This is a genomic window from Arthrobacter sp. TJ-270, from assembly GCF_058269075.1.
The window spans coordinates 380,195-399,459 of record NZ_JBZCNB010000001.1 but is presented as its reverse complement, the minus strand read 5'-3'; the positions used below and the strand labels follow the sequence as shown (position 1 = coordinate 399,459).

The 19,265-nt window shown below is 63.5% G+C and carries 21 protein-coding genes and 1 pseudogene; 11 read left to right on the top strand and 11 right to left on the bottom strand.

Annotated elements, in window-relative coordinates; all coding sequences use genetic code 11:
- Positions 1 to 20 precede the first annotated feature (20 nt).
- The 4 genes from AC4D2M_RS01860 to AC4D2M_RS01845 form a co-directional block, all read right to left on the bottom strand.
- Positions 21 to 899 carry an amino acid ABC transporter permease gene (locus AC4D2M_RS01860; protein ID WP_490889496.1) on the bottom strand — a complete coding sequence of 293 codons (879 nt, stop codon included), beginning with the start codon at positions 897 to 899 and terminating at the stop codon, positions 21 to 23.
- Entirely contained in the window at positions 896 to 1,570 is a 675-nt protein-coding gene (locus AC4D2M_RS01855) for an amino acid ABC transporter permease (RefSeq protein WP_490889494.1), read from the bottom strand. Before AC4D2M_RS01855 ends, AC4D2M_RS01860 begins: the two co-directional genes overlap by 4 nt.
- Before the next feature lie 74 nt (positions 1,571 to 1,644).
- A complete protein-coding gene (locus tag AC4D2M_RS01850; RefSeq protein WP_490889492.1) occupies positions 1,645 to 2,508 on the bottom strand; it encodes a glutamate ABC transporter substrate-binding protein in 864 nt (287 codons plus the stop codon).
- A 42-nt stretch (positions 2,509 to 2,550) separates the two neighbouring features.
- Positions 2,551 to 3,333: an amino acid ABC transporter ATP-binding protein gene (locus AC4D2M_RS01845; protein ID WP_490889491.1), complete on the bottom strand. Its 783-nt coding sequence runs from the start codon at positions 3,331 to 3,333 to the stop codon at positions 2,551 to 2,553.
- Between the two features lie 117 nt (positions 3,334 to 3,450).
- Between AC4D2M_RS01845 and AC4D2M_RS01840 the strand changes: the two genes are divergently transcribed.
- The 5 genes from AC4D2M_RS01840 (at position 3,451) to AC4D2M_RS01820 (ending at position 6,730) form a co-directional block, all read left to right on the top strand.
- Positions 3,451 to 4,233 (top strand): LOG family protein, encoded by a 783-nt coding sequence (locus tag AC4D2M_RS01840; protein WP_490889490.1) that lies wholly within the window; start codon positions 3,451 to 3,453, stop codon positions 4,231 to 4,233.
- Between the two features lie 3 nt (positions 4,234 to 4,236).
- Positions 4,237 to 4,566, top strand: a complete 330-nt coding sequence (locus AC4D2M_RS01835; protein ID WP_490889488.1) for a DivIVA domain-containing protein — start codon at positions 4,237 to 4,239, stop codon at positions 4,564 to 4,566.
- Positions 4,563 to 5,186 carry a DNA-3-methyladenine glycosylase I gene (locus AC4D2M_RS01830; RefSeq protein ID WP_490889487.1) on the top strand — a complete coding sequence of 208 codons (624 nt, stop codon included), beginning with the start codon at positions 4,563 to 4,565 and terminating at the stop codon, positions 5,184 to 5,186. Before AC4D2M_RS01835 ends, AC4D2M_RS01830 begins: the two co-directional genes overlap by 4 nt.
- Positions 5,167 to 6,417, top strand: coding sequence for a hypothetical protein (locus AC4D2M_RS01825; RefSeq protein WP_490889485.1), 1,251 nt, complete (start codon positions 5,167 to 5,169; stop codon positions 6,415 to 6,417). The genes AC4D2M_RS01830 and AC4D2M_RS01825 overlap by 20 nt, the downstream gene beginning before the upstream one ends.
- Positions 6,418 to 6,562: 145 nt before the next feature.
- Positions 6,563 to 6,730, top strand: a complete 168-nt coding sequence (locus AC4D2M_RS01820; RefSeq protein ID WP_084033880.1) for a DUF3117 domain-containing protein — start codon at positions 6,563 to 6,565, stop codon at positions 6,728 to 6,730.
- A gap of 14 nt (positions 6,731 to 6,744) precedes the next feature.
- On the opposite strand, the gene AC4D2M_RS01815 is transcribed toward AC4D2M_RS01820, so the two are convergent.
- Positions 6,745 to 7,383, bottom strand: a complete 639-nt coding sequence (locus AC4D2M_RS01815; protein WP_490889483.1) for an O-methyltransferase — start codon at positions 7,381 to 7,383, stop codon at positions 6,745 to 6,747.
- A gap of 310 nt (positions 7,384 to 7,693) precedes the next feature.
- On the opposite strand from AC4D2M_RS01815, the gene sigE reads away from it, so the two are divergent.
- The 4 genes and pseudogenes from sigE to AC4D2M_RS01795 all read left to right on the top strand — a co-directional run bounded on the left by sigE (position 7,694) and on the right by AC4D2M_RS01795 (position 9,784).
- On the top strand, positions 7,694 to 8,329 hold the full coding sequence (gene sigE, locus AC4D2M_RS01810; protein ID WP_490889481.1) for an RNA polymerase sigma factor SigE: 636 nt from the start codon (positions 7,694 to 7,696) through the stop codon (positions 8,327 to 8,329).
- 4 nt (positions 8,330 to 8,333) lie between these two features.
- A pseudogene (locus AC4D2M_RS01805) lies at positions 8,334 to 8,426 on the top strand (zf-HC2 domain-containing protein); the annotation flags it as partial.
- Positions 8,427 to 8,648: 222 nt separating this feature from the next.
- Complete coding sequence (locus AC4D2M_RS01800) at positions 8,649 to 9,299, top strand: hypothetical protein (RefSeq protein ID WP_490890441.1); 651 nt, start codon at positions 8,649 to 8,651, stop codon at positions 9,297 to 9,299.
- 41 nt (positions 9,300 to 9,340) lie between these two features.
- The gene (locus AC4D2M_RS01795) at positions 9,341 to 9,784 is read left to right on the top strand and encodes a twin-arginine translocase TatA/TatE family subunit (protein WP_490889480.1); all 444 of its coding nucleotides are present in this window, start codon (positions 9,341 to 9,343) and stop codon (positions 9,782 to 9,784) included.
- Positions 9,785 to 9,831: 47 nt separating this feature from the next.
- On the opposite strand, the gene AC4D2M_RS01790 is transcribed toward AC4D2M_RS01795, so the two are convergent.
- The 3 genes from AC4D2M_RS01790 to AC4D2M_RS01780 are packed head-to-tail and all read right to left on the bottom strand — an operon-like array spanning position 9,832 to position 12,825.
- Positions 9,832 to 10,956, bottom strand: a complete 1,125-nt coding sequence (locus AC4D2M_RS01790; RefSeq protein ID WP_490889479.1) for an Mrp/NBP35 family ATP-binding protein — start codon at positions 10,954 to 10,956, stop codon at positions 9,832 to 9,834.
- On the bottom strand, positions 10,956 to 11,552 hold the full coding sequence (locus AC4D2M_RS01785; protein ID WP_490889477.1) for a DUF1003 domain-containing protein: 597 nt from the start codon (positions 11,550 to 11,552) through the stop codon (positions 10,956 to 10,958). Before AC4D2M_RS01785 ends, AC4D2M_RS01790 begins: the two co-directional genes overlap by 1 nt.
- Positions 11,545 to 12,825 (bottom strand): magnesium transporter MgtE N-terminal domain-containing protein, encoded by a 1,281-nt coding sequence (locus tag AC4D2M_RS01780; RefSeq protein ID WP_490889476.1) that lies wholly within the window; start codon positions 12,823 to 12,825, stop codon positions 11,545 to 11,547. Before AC4D2M_RS01780 ends, AC4D2M_RS01785 begins: the two co-directional genes overlap by 8 nt.
- A gap of 164 nt (positions 12,826 to 12,989) precedes the next feature.
- Here AC4D2M_RS01780 and AC4D2M_RS01775 point away from each other — a divergent pair, with 164 nt between their 5' ends.
- On the top strand, positions 12,990 to 13,814 hold the full coding sequence (locus AC4D2M_RS01775) for a YflT domain-containing protein (protein ID WP_490889474.1): 825 nt from the start codon (positions 12,990 to 12,992) through the stop codon (positions 13,812 to 13,814).
- Between the two features lie 126 nt (positions 13,815 to 13,940).
- On the opposite strand, the gene AC4D2M_RS01770 is transcribed toward AC4D2M_RS01775, so the two are convergent.
- On the bottom strand, positions 13,941 to 15,551 hold the full coding sequence (locus tag AC4D2M_RS01770) for an aminopeptidase P family protein (protein WP_490889472.1): 1,611 nt from the start codon (positions 15,549 to 15,551) through the stop codon (positions 13,941 to 13,943).
- Between the two features lie 92 nt (positions 15,552 to 15,643).
- Between AC4D2M_RS01770 and AC4D2M_RS01765 the strand changes: the two genes are divergently transcribed.
- Complete coding sequence (locus AC4D2M_RS01765) at positions 15,644 to 16,489, top strand: PHP domain-containing protein (protein ID WP_490889470.1); 846 nt, start codon at positions 15,644 to 15,646, stop codon at positions 16,487 to 16,489.
- Here the strand turns inward: AC4D2M_RS01765 and AC4D2M_RS01760 are convergent.
- Together AC4D2M_RS01760 and AC4D2M_RS01755 are read right to left on the bottom strand one after the other, a co-directional pair.
- Positions 16,479 to 17,408 (bottom strand): DNA-methyltransferase, encoded by a 930-nt coding sequence (locus AC4D2M_RS01760; protein ID WP_490889468.1) that lies wholly within the window; start codon positions 17,406 to 17,408, stop codon positions 16,479 to 16,481. The two genes, AC4D2M_RS01765 and AC4D2M_RS01760, sit on opposite strands and share 11 nt — an antisense overlap.
- Positions 17,409 to 17,415: 7 nt before the next feature.
- Positions 17,416 to 19,026 carry a DEAD/DEAH box helicase gene (locus AC4D2M_RS01755; protein ID WP_490889466.1) on the bottom strand — a complete coding sequence of 537 codons (1,611 nt, stop codon included), beginning with the start codon at positions 19,024 to 19,026 and terminating at the stop codon, positions 17,416 to 17,418.
- Positions 19,027 to 19,265 lie beyond the last annotated feature (239 nt).

Sequence of the window (19,265 nt, the reverse complement as noted above, 5' to 3'; positions counted from 1 at the left end):
GGCGATAGGGATCTACTGTTCTAGCCTGCGTTGGTCGCGTCGGGGAGCAGTACCTTCTGGTCCTTCTCCCTCTTTGCTTTCCCGGCGGTACGGAAGCTGAGCAGCTTCGACAAACGGTTCGCCAGTGAGGACAGCGCGAAGTTGATGATAATGAAAATGACCGCGGCGATAAGGAGAGCCTGAAGCAGGTTTCCTTCGCCAACGCCCAGCCGACGCGCATTCTGCAGCAGTTCGGTGTAGGTGATGATGTAACCGAGCGCAGAGTCTTTCAGGATCACTACGAATTGGCTGACAAGCGCGGGCAGCATGGCTGTAAGCGCCTGGGGCACCTCAACGCTCCTCAGCGATTGCCCACGCGTCATGCCGATCGCCACCGCAGCTTCCCGCTGCCCCTTGGGAAGGCCCTCAACGCCGGAGCGCACAAGTTCAGCGATCACGGAACCGTTGTAGAGAGTCAATGCGATAACCACAGCCATGAAGGGGATGTCCTGAGGACGCATGACGCCTGCCGCGCCGATAGCGAGCCAGAGAAAGATCATCATCAGCAGGACCGGTACCGCTCGAAAGAACTCCACGATGACGCCGGCGAGCCAGCGGATGGGCAGGAAATGCGAGAGCCGCCCGATGCCCAGGATGAGTCCGAGGGCCACCGAGGTGACGATTGCAACGCCGGCTGCCCGGAGCGTATCCCAAAGGCCGGGGAGCAGGAAGAACTGCCACGTTCTGACCTCGAGGAAAGGCGTCCACTTGGCCGGTTCCAGCTGGCCGCGCTCAGCAAGGGTGATGAGAAGCCACGCCAGTAGCCCGACGACGAACAGAACACCGGCAATGTTGCCGATCAGGATGTTGCGCTTGGCCTTGGGGCCGGGAGCATCGAAAAGTACCTGCTGTGCGCTCATCGTGCCACCGCCAGTTTCTTGGACGCCCACGTTGTGAGCAGGCCGATCGGGATAACGATAATCACGAAGCCCATCGCGAAGGTGAAGAAGATCGGAATCACCATGTCGGAACGGAATTCGATCATGGTTTTCATCAACCCGGCTGACTCGGCGACTGAACCGGCAGCAGCAACAGTGGAGTTCTTGGTGAGCGCGATCAGCACGTTGCCCAGCGGTGCGATGGCTCCGCGGAAAGCCTGCGGAAAAATGACGAGCCGGGCGGCCGGAAGGAAGGACAGGCCGATAGCGCGGGCTGCCTCGGCCTGGCCCAGTGGAACAGTATTCACTCCGCTTCTGATCGCTTCGCATACGAAGGCGGCGTGGTAAAGACTCAGGCCGAGAATCGCCAGCCGGAAGAAATTCAGGTCGAAATCCGAGGAGAGGCTGACAAAGAGCTGGCCAAACAGGGCGAGTACACCGAAGGCGATGATGATTGTCAGCGGCGTGTTGCGGAAGATGTTGACGTAGGTGGCGCCGAACCACTGCAGGCTTGCGATGGGCGAGATCCTGAACAAAGCCAAGAGGGTTCCCAGTAGGAACGACCAGATAGCGGCCCAGAACGTCAACTGGATATTTATCCAGAAGGCTCCTGCGACGTCGTACTGCTCAAAGAGCGACAGGAAACCGTCCACGGCAACCTTTCTTGTTGTACGTCAAACATCTGTGTGGGGGCCGCCAGGCGGCCCCCACACAGATTCATGGAGTGTTAGGCGCAGTCGTCCGGCGTCGGCGGGTTCAGCTCAGAGTTCGGCTCATAGTCGACGCCCTCGAGGTTGTTCGAAAGGGCTTCTTCCCAAGCGCCTTCCTCAATCATCTTCTCGATGGCGGCGTTGATGTCGGAGCACAGCTCGCCGCCCTTGGTGAGGCCAACACCGTAGCGCTCCTCGGAGAACGGGTTGCCCACAACCTTGAACTGGCCCTGGTTGGTCTCCTGTGCAGCGAGGCCGGCGAGAATGATGTCATCGGTGGTGACGGCATCGATCTGGCCGCCGCCCATCAGGCTGACGCACTCCGCGTAACCCGGCTGCTCGATCAGGTTGACGTCTTCGGCGAATTCGTCCTTCACGCGCTGTGCGGAGGTGGAACCCGTGACGGAGCAGAGGTTCTTTCCGTTGAGGTCCTCGGGGCCGGCGATATCGCTGTCCACCGGAACCAGCAGGTCCTGGCCGGCAATGAAGTATGGGCCGGCAAAGTCCACGGTTTCCTTGCGGGTGTCAGTGATCGAGTAGGTGGCAAAAATCATGTCCACCTGCTCGTTGGACAGCAGGTTCTCGCGGTTCGCCGAAGGGGCCTCCACCCATTCGATCTGGTCTTCGCTGTAACCCAGCTCGCCCGCCACGTACTTGGCGACGTCTACATCGAAGCCGGAGTAGGATCCACCCTCGTCGAAGCCGAGACCCGGCTGGTCGAACTTGATGCCGATCCGCACGGACTCGGCAGCAGCTTCACCGCCGCCCGCGGTTTCACCGCCGCCCGCGGTTTCGCCGCCGCCGCCACCACCACCGCAGGCAGACAGGGTCAGTGCGGCAGCCGCCGCCATGGCCAGTGCGCCGTATCGTGTTGTTCGCATGATTTCTCCTCGCGTTATTTCCTGGTTGGAATTCGTCGGTAGTTAGTGGGCAAGGATCTTGCCGAGGAAGTCCTTGGCGCGATCACTCTGCGGATTGGTGAAGAAATCTTCGGGCTTGGCCTCCTCGACGATCTGGCCGTCCGCCATGAAGATCACGCGGTCAGCAGCTTTGCGGGCGAAACCCATTTCGTGGGTGACGACGATCATCGTCATTCCCTCCTTCGCCAGGGAGACCATGGCGTCGAGAACTTCGTTGATCATTTCCGGGTCCAGGGCGGAGGTGGGCTCATCGAAGAGCATCACCTTCGGCTGCATCGCCAGCGCCCGTGCAATGGCAACGCGCTGCTGCTGTCCTCCGGAGAGCTGCGCGGGAAGCTTCTGCGCCTGGTTGTCCACTCCCACGCGCTTCAACAGCGACATGGCCAGCTCTTTCGCCGCGCCGGTCTTCATCCCCTTGACCTTCACGGGGCCGAGTGTCACGTTCTCAAGGATCGACTTGTGAGCGAACAGGTTGAACGACTGAAAGACCATGCCGACGTCGGCGCGCAGTTTCGCCAGCGCCTTGCCTTCCGCCGGCAGTTCCTTCCCGTCGATGCGGATCTCCCCGCTGTCGATCGTCTCGAGGCGGTTGATGGCCCGGCAGAGCGTGGACTTGCCGGAGCCGGAGGGACCGATCACCACTACTACCTCGCCGCGCGAAATCTCAAGGTCGATGTCCTTGAGCACATGGAGATCCCCAAAGTGCTTGTTGACGTTCTTGAGAGAGACGAGAGGCTGTGCTGACGGATTGGACGTGGACGTGCTCGACTGTGTGTCACGAGTCATAAGTAGAAATGTAGCCAAGAATTCCTCACCGGCGATACATCGGCTTGCGGAAAGTGGAAATCGTGATTCAAGAGCAACCAAAGCGGGAGGGCGCTCGCGGCAGTTAGCCTTGGGGGTATGAGTCCCCACAACGGCAATGATCATCAGCAGGACGGTAATTCGACGGCCCCCGCGCGGCGCCGTGGACAGGTGGAGCTCCGCCGGGATCAGGCACAGGCCGTGCAGTCTGATCGGTACCTGCTTGATTCTGTGGAGGAGACCCCCTTCACGAAGACCGATCCGTGGCGCGTGCTACGGATTCAGAGCGAATTTGTGGAGGGCTTCGGCACTCTCTCGGAGCTGGGCCGGGCAATCAGCGTCTTCGGCTCCGCGCGCACTCCGCGCGACTCCCCGTATTACGCGGTCGGGGAGGAAGTGGGACGGCTCCTCGTCGAGGCCGGTTACGCCGTGATAACCGGTGGGGGACCCGGAGCCATGGAAGCAGCGAACAAGGGGGCCTGTGAGGCGGGCGGCGTTTCGGTGGGCCTTGGTATCGAGCTCCCGTTCGAGCAGGGCATGAACGAGTGGGTGGACCTCGGCGTCAACTTCCGGTACTTCTTCGCCCGGAAGACGATGTTCGTCAAGTACGCTCAGGGCTTCATCGTGTTACCCGGCGGGTTCGGAACCCTGGACGAGCTGTTCGAGGCGATGACGCTGGTACAGACCCAGAAGGTCACGTCCTTCCCGATTGTGCTGATCGGTTCCGAGTTCTGGGGTCCGCTCTGGAACTGGGTGCGCGACACACTGCTCTCGAACGGGATGATCTCGGAGAAGGATCTGTCCCTGGTGCATCTGGTCGATGACCCGGCTGACGCCGTGCGCGCGGTCCTTGCTGACACCGCCAGGCACACCGGACCCTAAACCATGACGATTTTCCTGGTACTGATTGCGATCGTGGCCGTCGGCGCCACTGTCTTTTTCGCGGTCGGGCGCGGCTGGCAGGGTGGGAATCGGAGCCCACGGCGAGATCCGGAGGTTGTCCCCGGACTGATTGAACCGACTCCCACGCTGCCGCCTGTCCTGCTGCCGGATTACCCGAGTGCCTCCGATGTGGGCCGGATCCGATTCTCGCTTGGGTTGCGCGGGTATCGCATGGACCAGGTGGATGAGGTCCTGGACCGGCTGGCCGCGGCGCTCGCCGAACGTGACGAGCTCATCGAAGCGTTGCGGGACCGGAATCAGGACGCCCGATGAGCGCGCTTCCCGGCAGCGACGGCCGTCCGAGGTGTGGCTGGGCGCTGTCGAGCACGGAATACGAGGCCTACCACGACAGTGAATGGGGCCGTCCCATCGCGGGGGAGGCTGCCCTCTTCGAAAGGATCAGTCTCGAGGCTTTCCAGTCCGGACTGAGCTGGATCACCATCCTCCGCAAGCGGGAAAACTTCAGGACAGCCTTCGCCGGGTTCGATCCGCATGCCGTTGCTGCTTTCGACGACGACGACGTCGCGCGCTTGCTCGGTGACGGAGGCATCGTGCGGAATCGGGCGAAGATTCGCGCGACCATCGCGAACGCACGCGCGCTGCTCGCGCTGCCTGAAGGAACAACACTGTCGGGAATCCTTGAGGCGCACCGGCCGCTTTCAAAAGCCCCACCATTGTCCCTTGAGGACGTCCCCGCGGTCGTGCCGGAATCAGTGGCGCTGGCGAAGGAGCTGCGGTCCCACGGCTTTCGCTTCGTGGGGCCGACAACTGCCTACGCCATGCAACAGGCGACCGGGTACGTGAATGATCATCTCGCGTCCTGTTGGGTGCGGGAGGATGTTGACAGGTCCGCCAGTGTCGATGAGTCTGCCGATGTCGTTGAGACTGCGTGAGTCGCTGAGACTCCCCGGGTTGTCCTTCGCCGCAAGGGCGCGTTCCCTGCGTGAATGGCTGGCGACGCTGCCCTGGTGGGTGCAGGTGGTCCTGGTCTATGGCGCAGCGAGGTTGTACTCCGCCATCGTTCTAATGGCGGTTGCCCACCGGCAGATGCCCAGTCCCTGGGCTCAGGGTTCTCCGGGCTACGAGGAATTCGTCAACTTCTGGGACAGCGGCTGGTACGCCCGGATCCACGATGACGGTTACCCCACCGAGCTGCCCCGTGGCGACGATGGAACAGTGCTTGAGAACCAGTGGGCGTTCTATCCACTCTTCCCTGCCAGCGTGCGCCTTTTCTCAACCCTTACCGGCACCGGATGGAACCCGGGCGCCCTCCTGCTTGCGACGGTGTACGGATTTGTGGCCGCGCTCATCATCTACCGCGTCTTCCTGCTGCGCTCTCCCCACCGTGATGCCCTCTGGGCGGTGGCTTTGGTCGCGTTCCTGCCGGTCTCGCCGATCCTGCAGATCCCCTACGCTGAATCGCTCCACCTGATGCTGCTGGCGCTCGCGCTGTATCTGGTGATGACCGGGCGTTACCTGTCTGCCATTCCTGTAGTTGTGCTGATGTGCTCTGCCAGGCCTGCCGGCGTGCCATTTGCGGCGATGCTTGGGTTGCTCCTGCTGCTGGAACTGTCCGGCAGGGGCACTGCTGCCGACGGCGGCGACTCCTCCACGCGCGGACTGTGGAGGCTGGCGCTGCTGGTTGGAATCGCAGGCGTGACAGCCCTCGCGTGGCCGGTCATCGCATGGGTTGTCACCGGCGTGCCGGATGCCTACGTGCAGACCGAGACGGCCTGGCGCGGATCGGAGCTGACGTTGTTTCTGCCCTGGATGAGTACTGCGTTGGGTCTGCTCGGCCCGGTGATTGGCCCGTTGGCGCTGGTGGTAATAATCGCTGCCTTCGCAGGGCTGTTGCTTTCACCGGCGGGCCGCACGCTCGGGCTACCGCTGCAACTGTGGTCTGCTTCCTATCTGCTCTACCTGGCGGCCGTCTGGAACCCGCAGACGAGCACGTTCCGAATCCTGCTTCCACTCTTTCCCCTCCTACTCGCCGCCGTGCTTCTTTCGCCGTCGAGGGCCTACCGGTGGCTTGCACTCGCAAGTTGTGCATGCCTCCAGATTGTGTGGGTCAGCTGGTTGTGGGCGTGGGTTCCACTGTTTAGTGGAGGGGACTATTCACCGTGATGGTGTGATGGGCGCCGCACCGGCGATTAGCTAGCCGCGCACTTCTACGGGATAATAGGGGAGGACGAGCATACGGGGGAAAACCGCCGTGCAATGTTGATCGCGGCCCAGTTCCGGCCGCGCACCGTGGAAGGAAACTACTTAGATGGCTGCGATGAAACCCCGTACCGGTGATGGACCTATGGAGGTCACCAAAGAGGGACGCAGCCTCATCATGCGGGTACCGATCGACGGCGGCGGGCGTCTGGTGGTTGAACTGAATGCTGAAGAAGCGGGCAAGCTCAAAGACTGCCTGCTCACCGTAACGGACTAGAGCAGGTGCCCGGGTTAGCCGGGCATTTTTACGGCCATCAGTAGGCCGTTCCCCGCAGGCATCAGCGTGCTGACCAGCAGATCATTTGCACGCAGAGTCTTGCCCACCTGCCGCAGGGTGTTGGTTGACGCCTCGCGCACCGCGGGATCGGGTACCTTACCGCCGTCGAGCGCGTCGTTGATGAGGAGCAGTCCTCCGCGCTTCAGGAGACGTACAGCCTGATCCGCGTACAGCGCCAGGTTGGTCTTGTCGGCATCGAGAAAAACCAGGTCGTACGCAGCGTCAGTCAGGCGGGGGAGTACGTCCGCTGCACGCCCGGAAATGGTGCGGGTGCGGTTGGCCGGGATTCCCGCCTCTGCGTACGCCTCCCGGGCAGCCCGGAGGTGGTCCACATCAGAGTCGATCGTTGTCAGTACGGAATTCGGGCCCATTCCTCGCAGCAGGCAAACGCCGGAAACCCCTGCGCCGGCGCCGACTTCCACCACGGTCATGGCCTTCGACGCCGCAGCGAGAACGGTCAGTGCTGCGGCGATGCCGGTGCTGACGGGCGCGACTCCGAGCTCATGGGACCGGTCGCGCGCCCGGAGCAGAACATCATCTTCAACAGGCAGACCTTCCGTATAGGACCAGTTAGCCTGCTTCTGCGCGCTCATGATGTTCCGTTCTGTCCAGAGCTCAATAGGGTTGGGCGGTTCCGGCCGGGTTGCCGGGCGTCGCCTCCCTCAGCCTACTGCGGATGCGGACGCGTCCCTGTATTACGGCGCTTTTGCCCGGTTGTTTCCCCCCAGTTTTTCAGCGAGCTCACAGCAAGGTCCGGCACCATGGAAGTGCAGCACACGCAACACAAGTTATCCAACATAAGGCATCCAACAGAGGCGGAGCCCCGAATAGCTAATGCGTCCGTTTCCAGCAGTTCACGGATTGCATCGGACATGTTCATTCGAGGGCGAGAGGAGAAGGTCGATGTCTACTTCGCACACGGTGACGCCCACAGGGAGCGCCGCCACCGGAGAGCACGATCAGGAGGTAGCTGACTGGGCACCGCCGTCGTGGGAGGAAGTGGTCAGGGACCACTCGCCGAAGGTTTACCGGCTTGCTTATCGGCTGACAGGTAACAAATACGACGCTGAGGACCTCACACAGGAAGTGTTTGTTCGTGTGTTCCGGTCCCTCGCCAACTTCAAGCCCGGAACACTCGACGGGTGGCTGCACCGGATCACCACCAACCTCTTCCTGGACCAGGCGCGCCGGAAAAACCGCATCCGCTTCGATGGCCTGGCTGAAGATGCCGAGAGCAGGTTGCCCAGCACCCATCCGAGCCCCGAGCGCAGTTTCGAGTTCAATAACCTTGACCTCGACGTACAGGCCGCACTGGAGGAACTGCCGCCTGACTTCCGCGCTGCCGTTGTTCTGTGTGATCTTGAGGGACTGCCGTACGACGAGGTGGCCCTGGCGCTCGGTGTGAAGCTCGGCACCGTCCGCTCGCGGATTCACCGCGGCCGAACCATCCTCCGTGAGAAACTGGCCCACCGTGATCCCCGACAGACCACCCCCGTTCCGTCCCGCCTGAGCTTGCCTCGGATTGCGGGTGCCCGCTAGATACATGCGCCATCCCACCCGTTTTCTGATCGACTACGTGGCTGGTCAACTCAGCCCCGCGCGACAGCGCGCGGTCGAGCAGCACCTGCTCCGTTGCGCCCGGTGCCAGGAAGTTGTGGCGCAGGAACAATCCATCCGTCACCGGCTGCAGAATTCCTCGACTCCCGGCCCGGCGGAGGATTTGTGCGAGCGCATACTGCGCAGGTCTGCGGCAGGACCGGACAAGCCGGATGGACCGGCTGATGCGGCTGGAAGCGTCCACTATGGTGTCGATGGGGAACATGCCCGGAAGTCGTTTGCTCACAGGAACCGTACCGTTATGGCCGTCGCCAGCGGGCTGTCAGTTGCGGCGATTGCCACTCTGACAGCCGCTTATGCGCTCGGGTCCGAAGCTGACTCCAATGACGCGGTCGCGGGAGCCAGTGCCGTGACGGTAGCGGAGAGTTTCCAGACCGTGGCGGCGGGCACACCCACCAAACTGAGTTCCGCCCAGATCGAACAACTACGCAACGACGGCTGGTTCTGTCCGGAACTGGAGGCGCTCGGCTTCCAGCTTGAACGGGCTGAAGCGCTCACCATCGACGGTCGGCCCACCCTGCAGCTGGATCTCTACGACGGCAGCCACTCGCTGACCATCTACGAACAGCGCGACGGCGGGACTGAACTGCAGCCTGCTCCCATCAACGCTGCGACCGGCAACACCGTGCAGGAAGACGGGTTCGAGGAGATCGGGGGCACTGAACAGACTGTATGGCTCCATCCCGGACGGGCCTGGCAGCTGGTGATCGATTCCGGTTCCGCCACGTACACGGTGGTCTCCACCCTGCCCGTCGCCGACATGCCCCGCGCCGTCAGCCAGCTCATGTTCAACGAACACTCGCAGCTTGACCACTCGCGCCCGGACGCGCCGGACGACCCAGTGAGCCGCATTCTCCGGGGCCTCGCAAAGCTGGCGCAGCCGGCGCCCTGACGTAAATAGATTCGGTCTTGTCCGGCAGGTAGGCTTCGAGAGTGTTTGGAATCAATGGATACGAGTTCCTCCTGTTGGCGCTCATTGCTGTGATCGTCCTTGGTCCCGAACGCCTGCCCGAATATGCGTCCCAGCTTGCGCAGCTGGTCAAGGGCTTGCGCCGTATGGCCACAGGAGCACGCGAGCAGCTCCGCGAAGAGGTTGGATCCGAGTTCGACGACGTCGACTGGCGCAAGCTTGATCCCCGCCAATATGATCCGCGCCGCATCATCAAGGAGGCGCTCCTTGATGACATTGAAGACGCCATCAAACCGGTCAGCGAAAATGGTTCCCGACCGGAACCCCGGTCGCTGGGTGCACAGGCTAACTCCGCGCCGGGCAGTGCAGCACATCCGCCCGGCGGTGCAACACGCGTCCCTACGCCCGGCACCACATCGAGGCTGGGCGCCGGCCAGTCCGCTCCATTCGACGTCGAAGCAACCTGACAGGTTCACGGCCGGAGCCGGCTGTCACTGAATGACCGAGTGAGTAGTCAGGCCAGCTTCGGTGTGACCCTCAGCAGTTTGTCGCCCAGCCCCCGGGGCCGGCGGGCGAGCGCGGAGGCAATCTGCCGAAGCTCCTCAGCGGCGCGGAAGCCTGTCTCCAGGACTACGGGCTGCCCGCTGTCCCCGCCTTCCCTCAACGCCGGTTCCAGCGGAATGCTGCCGAGCAGCCCGACGTCGTAACCGACAGTCGCCGTGAGCCGACGCGCGAGTTCGGCGCCGCCGCCGCTGCCGAAAACCTCCATTCGCTCCCCGGAGGGAAGTTCGAGCCACGACATGTTCTCGATGACTCCGGCAACTTTCTGTCCGGTCTGCACTGCCATGGAACCGGCGCGTTCGGCGACGTCCGCCGCTGCAGCCTGAGGGGTGGTGACAATGAGCAGTTCGGCGCCGGGCAGCAGCTGTGCCACAGAGATAGCGATGTCGCCCGTCCCGGGCGGCAGGTCCAGAAAGAGCACGTCCAGATCCCCGAAATACACATCCTGCAGGAACTGCTCCAGCGCACGGTGCAGCATGGGGCCGCGCCAGGCGATTGCCTGGTTGCCTGCCACGAACATACCGATCGAGATCGCCTTGACCCCGTGAGCCACCGGAGGCAGGATCATCTCGTCGACCCGGGTGGGCGACTGGTTGATTCCCATCAACGCCGGGACGGAGAATCCGTAGACGTCGGCATCGACGATTCCCACCCGCAGCCCCTGCGCGGCCATCGCCGCCGCGAGGTTCACGGTGACGCTTGATTTGCCTACTCCGCCCTTGCCGCTCGCGACGGCGAGGACCCGTGTCAGGGAACTCGGCTCATTGAAGGGTATTCCCCGCTTGGCACCCGGGCCGCGCAACCGCTCCTTCAGAGCGTCGCGCTGTTCCTGGGTCATGACACCCAGGTTCACTGCGACCCCGCTTACCCTTGGCAGGTCACGGACGGCCGCCTCTACGTCTCTGGTGATGGTGTCGCGGAGCGGACACCCTGCGATGGTGAGCAGCACGCTAACGACGACGGAGCCGTCGTCGTCCACGAGAACACTCTCCACCATGCCCAGCTCGGTGATGGGCCGCCTAAGCTCTGGATCGATAACCTTCCCGAGCGCGGTGCGGACCGAGGATTCAAGCGTCACTATCGGTCCTTGCGCCCAGGCGCTACCTGAGGCAGCGAAACCGTTGCGTCCGATACCCTGCGCTTGGACTTGCGCTGGGGTTGTGTTTCCTGCCCGTCCGCAGACTCGAGCAGCTCCTCCATGACGGACCGCAGCTCGGACCGGACGAAGTCGCGTGTGGTGACCTCGCGGAGTGCGATGCGCAGTTCCGCAATCTCCCGTGTGAGGTATTCGGTGTCTGACAGGTTCCGTTCAGCGCGCTGCCGGTCCTCCTGAAGCGAGACACGGTCGCGGTCATCCTGCCGGTTCTGGGCCAGCAGCAGAAGCGGGGCGGCGTAGGAAGCCTGCAGGGACAGCATGAGTGTAAGCAGCGTAAATCCAATCGCCGCGCTGTCGAACCTCCACTCTTCCGGTGCCCAGCTGTTCCATGCCAGCCATACAGCAACGAACACTGTCATGTAGAAGAGGAACTGGGGCGTGCCCATGAAGCGCGCGAAGTTCTCGGTGGCGCTGCCGAACGCGTCCGGGTTGGGGCGCAGTCTTGGCAGCCAACGCGCGCGGCTTTCCCGTGGCGTATCCAGACCACTGGTGGTTACAGTTCTGGTTCTTTCAACCATTTATGCCTCCCCGGGTTGTATGGGGCGTGACGTCTTGGGCACGCCAGTCTTCCGGGAGCAGGTGATCCAGAACGTCGTCAACGGTCACCGCCCCCACCAATCGGCCATCCCCGTTAACGATCGGCAGTGAGTTCAGGTTGTAGGTGGCAAGAATCCGGGACACTTCGCTGATGTTCGCCTGGTCGCTGACCGGCTCCAGATCGGTGTCCACGATATTGCCTAATTGTTCCGGAGGCGGGAAGCGCAGCAGCTGCTGGATGTGCACCACGCCGAGGTAGCGCCCCGTCGGAGTCTCCAGCGGCGGCCTGCAGACAAAAATGGAGGACGCCAATGCCGGTGTCAGCTCTTCGCGGCGCACATGGGCCAGTGCTTCAGCGACCGTCGCCTCGGGAGGCAGGATGACCGGAACCGGGGTCATGAGCGATCCGGCGGTGTCCTCTTCATACTGCAGCAAGCGGCGGACATCTTTCGCGTCGCCCGGTTCCATGAGCTGGAGCAGTTCTTCCTTCTGCTCTTCCGGCAATTCATTGAGGAGGTCGGCGGCGTCGTCGGGATCCATCTCCTCGAGCACGTCGGCTGCCCGCTCGCGGTCCAGCGAAGACAGAATCTGAACCTGGTCGTCGTCGGGCAGTTCCTGGAGGATGTCGGCAAGGCGCTGGTCCTGAAGCTCACTGGCCACCTCGATCCTGCGCTTGTCGCTCATCTCGTGGAGCGCGTCTGCGAAGTCTGCGGCTTTCAGGTCGTCATGCTGGGCGACAAACGAGGTCGCCGCCTGCGGCTCGTCCGCGTCTCCGTGGTACGCGTCGAGCCAGTCGATGATGAGCCGTTCCCCGCGACGCAGGCCGCGAAGGCGTGACTGGGGGGCGCCGCGACGGACGAAAATCTGGGAGACATGCCAGTCGCCGGAGCGATCCTTCTCCATGGCGACGTCTTCGATCGTCGCCTCGCCGCTCCCGTCACGGAGCGTGATCCTGCGGTCGAAAATCTCGGCAACGACGAGCCGCTCGGCCCCGCGCTGGTCAAAACGGCGCAGGTTGACAAGCCCCGTGCAGATGATCTGCCCGGCGTCGATCGAGGTCACGCGGGTCATGGGAACGAATACCCGCTTCTTGCCCGGAACTTCGACCACAAGACCCACCACCTGTGGGACAACCGTGGGACCGCGGTCCAGCACGACGGCGTCACGAAGGCGCCCGAGACGGTCGCCGAGCGGGTCGAAAACGTCCAGGCCCAAGAGACGTGCCACAAATACGCGCGTTGGGTTGCTGCTCACATGCCTAGGCTACTGCCGTTGCGGTACTACAGCCGTATTGCGTGACAGCACGCACAGCTTGCGAGGAGCACCGCCTCATCTCTGAAGGCACGCGAGGGTGTGCCCGAAGTTCACCCCGAGCGATACGGCGCCCCAGCGCAGCGCATGTAGGCGAGAATGAAAGTATGTCAAACGTTCTTGGACGAACCGCCTCACGTGATGAGGGCCGTACTCTCCCTAAGGGCGAGACCATTGGGCGGTACAGCTCATACCTCGATGCTCAGAAAGCGGTGGATTACCTCGCGGACAGCAAATTCCCCGTGCAGCAGGTTTCGATCATCGGGAATGATCTCAAGACTGTGGAGCGGGTGACCGGCCGGCTCAGCTATCCGAGGGTTGCGCTTGCCAGTGCAGCAACCGGTGCGTGGTTCGGACTCTTCGTTGGCTTCATCCTGACGCTCTTCGGCGGCGACTCAACGTACCTGCCGATTCTGTCCTCCATGGCGCTCGGTGCGGTGTTCTGGGTGTTGTTCGGCGTAATAGCCTATGCGTTCCAACGGGGGAAGCGGGACTTTACCTCTACCAGCCAGGTGGTGGCCACCAGCTACGACGTCATTGTGGATCCCGCCGCTGCGGGTGAAGCCCGGAGGATGCTGCAGCAACTTCCGATGAACTCGCGCCCGCAGGAGAACGGCGGTGCGCCGACGCAGCCATGGGGTGCGCCGCCGCAACAGAATCAGCCGCAGGAGCAGAATCAGGTCCCTCAGCGTCCTGAAGGGTGGGGACAGCCGCCGGCCGAGCAGCCGCGCCCCCAAGGGTCAAGCCGGCTGGATGACTCTGACTCCCCGGAGGGGGACGAGGAACAGCGAGCCGCTACCCGCCGTTCCACCCGGGGCCAGTTCCCCGATCTTCCCGACGGCCGGCCGCAGTACGGGGTTCGCGTCGAACCCCAGCCCGTCAAGGACTCGCCCGAGTCAGCCGGACACAACGAGGAATCCCGCAAGGAGTAAGCGGTCCCGCAACACTGCCGGGCTCATGAGCGCGAAGAAGGCGGACAGCCGTATGGCTGTCCGCCTTCTTCGCGCTCAACCGCCCGCGCGTTCAATCGACCCGCCTTGCGAGTGCGGTCCCTGTGCCTATTCGCCGGTGGGACTGTAGATGCCGGCCATCCAGGCCTCGACGTCATCGGGATCACGGGGGAGCGCCGAACTGAGGTTGACCGGCCCATCGGCCGTGATCAGGATGTCGTCCTCGATTCGGACTCCTATGCCGCGATACTCCTCGGGAACGGCGAGGTCCTCTTCTTTGAAGTAGAGGCCGGGCTCGATGGTGAAGACCATACCCTCCGTGAGGACACCGTCCAGATAGAGCTCGCGCTTGGCCTGGGCGCAGTCGTGCACGTCCATGCCGAGGTGGTGGCTGGTGCCGTGCGGCATCCAGCGACGGTGATGCTGCCCCTCGGGGGAGAGCGCCTCTGCCAGCGGTACCGGCAGGAAGCCCCACTCGTCCAGACGCTCGGCGAGGACGGCTACGGCGGCAGCGTGCACGTCGCGGAACTTCGCACCTACCTTCGCGGCCGCGAAACCGGCGTCGGCTGCCTCAAGGACAGCTTGATAAACCTTGCGCTGGATTTCGGAGTATTTTCCGCCCACGGGCAGGGTGCGGGTGATGTCAGCTGTGTAGAGGCTGTCCGCTTCCACTCCCGCATCAAGCAGCAGCAGGTCTGAAGCGTCGACCGATCCGTTATTGCGGATCCAGTGGAGAATGGTGGCGTTGTTGCCGGAGGCGGCGATGGTGTCGTAACCGAGGTCATTGCCCTCTTCCCGGGCGCGTGCGAAGAAAGCTCCTTCGATGACCCGCTCGCCGCGAGGATGGGAGATGGCCCGGGGCAGTTCCTTGACGACCTCGTGGAAGCCGTTCACCGTGGCCTCAACCGCCTTGCGCATCTGCTCGATCTCCCACTCATCCTTGATCAGGCGGAGTTCGGACAGGGCTTCTGCAAGCTTCGCATCCAGCTCATCGGAGGCTTCAAGGTCCACGCCGGTGTTGATGCGGGAGGTGTCCACGAGGGCGTCGGCGTTCATATCAACTTCGCGCAGCAGACGGATCCGGAGTCCGCCGATCTCGACGGCACCAGCGTCCTTGGTGATCGCCGTTTCGAGGTCGGCGAGGTCAGCGGTCTCGAGCGACAGCAGCGCTCGGACCTCGGCGCGGGACAGCCGCGAACCGATCCAGAATTCGCCGTAGCGGGCGTTCGCGTAGAACTCGGCGCTGTCCCTTCCGGCCAGCTCACGGAAGTACAGGGTGGCGTGGTGGTTGCCGCCGTCGTCGCCCTTGCCTTCTTCTGTGGGTTCCATCACCAGCACCGCGTCGGGTTCGTGATCCAGACCAAGCCCGGTGAGGTGGGCGAAGCCGGAATGGGGGCGGAAGCGGTAGTCGGTGTCGTTCGAGCGTACTTTCAGCGGACCGGCAGGAATGACCAGGCGTTCACCCGGGAACTGCAGGGAAATCTTCAGGCGGCGCTGCGCTGCATAGGGTGCAACCTCTGCCTCCGCGGGAAGCTCGGTGTTTTTCGCGGCCCAGTTCGAGCTCATGAACGTTCTGAAGGCGTCCGAGTCGGGCCGTTGGGACCGGTTCTCGTTGCGGCTGGAAAGTGGCTGGTCTTCCGGTGTCACCGGGGTGGCGTCATTGCCGGGTCCGGTCGGATTTATGGTTCCTGCCGATGGGCTGTTCTCTGCTGTACTCACCCGACCATCGTCTCACCGGCCCGTGGAGTGAGCCAAACACTTCAGTGCGTCCCTGCTGCGGCATCCAGCAGGGACGGGCGTACAGTTGTTTGGTGAGAATTGACCTGCACACCCACTCCACCGTGTCAGACGGCACGGAAGGCCCCGCGGATGTCATGCGAGCCGCTGCCGCGGCGGAACTGGACGTCGTTGCACTTACGGACCATGACTCGACGGCTGGATGGGCAGAGGCGGGAGAGGAAGCCAAAAACCTGGGCCTGGTGCTGGTTCCCGGTATGGAGGTGTCATGCCGAACCGATAAGGGCATCAGCGTTCATGTGCTGTCCTACCTGCACGACCCCGCCCACCCGGGCCTGCTGGCCGAGATCGAACGGTCCCGCGACGCCCGGCTAACCCGGGCCGAGCGCATGGTCGAGAAGCTGTCCGCGGACTACCCGATCTCCTGGGCCCACGTGCTTGAGCATGTTGCCGAAGGCGCCACCATTGGGCGCCCGCACATTGCAGACACACTCGTGGCACTGAAGCTTGTCGGCACGCGCAGTGAAGCATTCGCCAGCATACTCAGCGCCCGATCGCCATACTGGGTGGGGCACTACGCACCGCACCCGGCGGACGCCGTCGCGCTGGTCCGGGAAGCAGGAGGCATCCCGGTGTTTGCCCACCCGGTGGCGTCTTCACGCGGCCGGATCGTGGACAGCGACGTGACGGAGGAGATGATTGACGCCGGTCTGCTCGGACTGGAGATCGAACACCGTGACAATCCACCGGAGGGACGGGCGGAGCTGGAGCGGATCGCTGCCCGGAATGACCTGCTTGTCACCGGGTCCAGCGATTACCACGGAACTGGAAAGCCGAACCGGCTGGGGGAGAACCTCACCAGGCCCGAGATACTCGCCAGGCTCGAGGAGCTGGCCACCGGGAGCAGCGTCATCCGGTAGCGGCGGGAGGATCGACCCGGGCGGATTCCTTGTCGCCGGGCGTGGATTCGGCGGACCGTCCCAGCCATGGCGCGAGGCGCCTGGACATGACGTCGATGGACTGCGGATTGCTGTCAACGCAGACGAAACGCCGCTCCAGTTTTCCGGCGACAGCCCCGAGAGTTCCGGAGCCGGCGAAGAAGTCCAGCACCCAGTCGCCCGGCCTGCTGCTCGCGGCCACTGCACGGCGTACCAGACCCTCGGGTTTCTGCGTGGGATATCCCGTCTTTTCCTTGCCCGTCGGCGAGACGATGGTGTGCCACCATACGTCGGTCGGGAGCTTGCCGAGAGCGGCCTTCTCCGGCGTGACGAGGCCGGGAGCCATGTACGGCTCGCGGTCCACCTCGGCGCTGTTAAAGTGGTATCCCGCCGGGTCCTTCACGTAAACAAGGATGTTGTCGTGTTTGGCGGGCCACCGGCGCCGGGCGCGGGCACCGTAGTCATATGCCCAGATGATCTCGTTGAGGAAGCACTCACGCCCAAACAGGGCATCGAGCATCACCTTCGCGTAGTGTACTTCCCGGTAATCGAGGTGCACGTACAGCGTTCCGTCCTCCGCCAGCAGCCGCCACGCCTCCGCAAGGCGCGGGGCTAGGAACTCCCAGTAGTCCTCGAACGCATCGTCGTAGCTCGACAGCATGCCCTTGACCGTGGAGTAACTGAGCCCCTTGAACCCGACGCGGTCTCCGGCACCGGGCGCGCTGCGAACCATTGAGGTCTGCTGCCGGCGCTGTGCGCGTCCCGTATTGAACGGAGGGTCCACGTAGATCACGGTGAAGGCGTTATTCGGTAGCCCGGCCAGGTACTCCAGATTCTCGGCATACACCACAAGATTGGGTCCATCCGGCCGCCAGGCCGGATGGACCGGAAAATCTTCCACGCGTTTGCTAGTTGTCTGCAGCGGGCTTGGAAACTACTTCGCCGTTACGGCGACGGGTACGTGACCGGTTACGCCTGGCCGGTTCAGCCCGCTCGGTGCGCTTGGTGCCGCTGTCCGCAGCGCCGCGATCCTCACCGGACGACGCGGATCCACCGGTACGACGACGGCCGCCCGACTTCCCCTCGGAGCCCTGCCGGTCGCCGCCTCCGCCGGAACGGGGGCGGTCGCCGGTGCGGTTCTTCTTGCCGGTTTCGCCGAGGTCCTCGATTTTCTCGGCGCCGATTCCCGCGAGGGTACGCTGCGCGCGGGGCAACCGGCCCTTGGTGCCTTCGGGGATGTCGAGGTCCGTGTAGAGGTGGGGCGAGGACGAGTAGGTTTCGACCGGCTCGGCCTGGTCGAGCCCGAGTGCCTTGTTGATGAGGCCCCAGCGGGGGAGGTCGTCCCAGTCCACGAACGTAACCGCGGTGCCTTTCTTGCCCGCGCGGCCGGTACGGCCCACGCGGTGCAGGTACGCCTTTTCATCCTCGGGGCACTGGAAGTTGATGACATGGGTGATGTCTTCGACGTCGATGCCGCGGGCCGCAACTTCCGTTGCCACCAGAACGTCAATCTTGTCACCGCGGAAAGCCCGGAGCGCCTGCTCACGTGCTCCCTGCCCGAGGTCACCGTGGATGGCGCCGGCCGCGAAACCACGGTCAATCAGCTCTTCCGACAACTTGGCGGCCGTGCGCTTGGTTTTGGTGAAGATGATGGTCCGTCCGCGTCCGCGCGACTGGAGGATGCGCGCCACCACTTCGTCCTTGTCAAGGTTGTGTGCGCGGTAGATGACCTGGCGAATGTCCTTCTTGGTGGCGCCGTCGTCCTCGGGGTCCGCTGCGCGGATGTGCGTCGGGTGGGACATGTAGCGGCGGGCCATGGCCACGACGGGGCCAGGCATGGTGGCCGAGAACAGGAGCGTCTGGCGAACCGAAGGAGTTGCGGCCATGAGGGTCTCGACGTCGGGCAGGAACCCGAGGTCAAGCATCTCGTCAGCCTCGTCCAGCACCACGATGCGGACGTTCTTCAGCGACAGGATCTTCTGCCGGTAGAGGTCGATCAGGCGGCCCGGCGTGCCGACGACGACTTCGGTTCCGCGCTTGAGCGCCTCGATCTGCGGCTCATAGGCACGACCGCCGTAGATGGTGACGATGCGCGCATTACGCTTCTTCGAAGCTTTCGTCAGGTCATCCGCGACCTGGACGGCGAGCTCCCGCGTTGGAACGACGACGAGCGCCTGCGGAGCACCCGGTGCGGGCAGCTTGTCGTAGCCCTCATCCGACGGTCCGACCACACGCTGCAGCGCGGGCACGCCGAAGCCCAGCGTCTTACCGGTTCCCGTCTTGGCCTGGCCGATGATGTCATGGCCGCCGAGCGCGATGGAAAGCGTCATGGCCTGGATGGGGAAGGGATGCACAATTCCGGCGTCCGCAAGGGACTCGACGATGTCGGCGCGGACGTTGAAGTCAGCGAAGGTTTCCGGTGCTTCCTGGTGCGGTTCTTCAGTGGTGACAAGGGTTTCTTCTACGAAGATCTCGTCGTCGCTGTTGTCCGCGTGGAGGTGGTGGTTGTCTATGGTCACTCTTACTACCGTTTCGATTAGGCACTGCCGCCGCCGGGCTCAACGCCGGACCGGGAGGTCCGCTCGGAGCAGGACGAAGCAGGGCGTCCAGTGGAAGCCGATCGCGGGCTATCAACTGCGGCTCGGGAGCGGAACTTTCCGCCTCGAGCTGGAAAAACTCAAGATCGCGTAGGTATTGCGGGTCGATTGCTGGGGGCCGCGTGTTCATTGAACCGCGACCACCACGTTCGGAGAACTGG

Excerpts from the sequence above, each read along its gene's own strand:
- AC4D2M_RS01860 (WP_490889496.1), bottom strand. The coding sequence starts at position 899 with ATGAGCGCACAGCAGGTACTTTTCGATGCTCCCGGCCCCAAGGCCAAG.
- AC4D2M_RS01850 (WP_490889492.1), bottom strand. The coding sequence starts at position 2,508 with ATGCGAACAACACGATACGGCGCACTGGCCATGGCGGCGGCTGCCGCA.
- AC4D2M_RS01845 (WP_490889491.1), bottom strand. The coding sequence starts at position 3,333 with ATGACTCGTGACACACAGTCGAGCACGTCCACGTCCAATCCGTCAGCA.
- AC4D2M_RS01840 (WP_490889490.1), top strand. The coding sequence starts at position 3,451 with ATGAGTCCCCACAACGGCAATGATCATCAGCAGGACGGTAATTCGACG.
- AC4D2M_RS01835 (WP_490889488.1), top strand. The coding sequence starts at position 4,237 with ATGACGATTTTCCTGGTACTGATTGCGATCGTGGCCGTCGGCGCCACT.
- AC4D2M_RS01830 (WP_490889487.1), top strand. The coding sequence starts at position 4,563 with ATGAGCGCGCTTCCCGGCAGCGACGGCCGTCCGAGGTGTGGCTGGGCG.
- AC4D2M_RS01825 (WP_490889485.1), top strand. The coding sequence starts at position 5,167 with ATGTCGTTGAGACTGCGTGAGTCGCTGAGACTCCCCGGGTTGTCCTTC.
- AC4D2M_RS01820 (WP_084033880.1), top strand. The coding sequence starts at position 6,563 with ATGGCTGCGATGAAACCCCGTACCGGTGATGGACCTATGGAGGTCACC.
- AC4D2M_RS01815 (WP_490889483.1), bottom strand. The coding sequence starts at position 7,383 with ATGAGCGCGCAGAAGCAGGCTAACTGGTCCTATACGGAAGGTCTGCCT.
- sigE (WP_490889481.1), top strand. The coding sequence starts at position 7,694 with ATGTCTACTTCGCACACGGTGACGCCCACAGGGAGCGCCGCCACCGGA.
- AC4D2M_RS01800 (WP_490890441.1), top strand. The coding sequence starts at position 8,649 with ATGGCCGTCGCCAGCGGGCTGTCAGTTGCGGCGATTGCCACTCTGACA.
- AC4D2M_RS01785 (WP_490889477.1), bottom strand. The coding sequence starts at position 11,552 with ATGGTTGAAAGAACCAGAACTGTAACCACCAGTGGTCTGGATACGCCA.
- AC4D2M_RS01775 (WP_490889474.1), top strand. The coding sequence starts at position 12,990 with ATGTCAAACGTTCTTGGACGAACCGCCTCACGTGATGAGGGCCGTACT.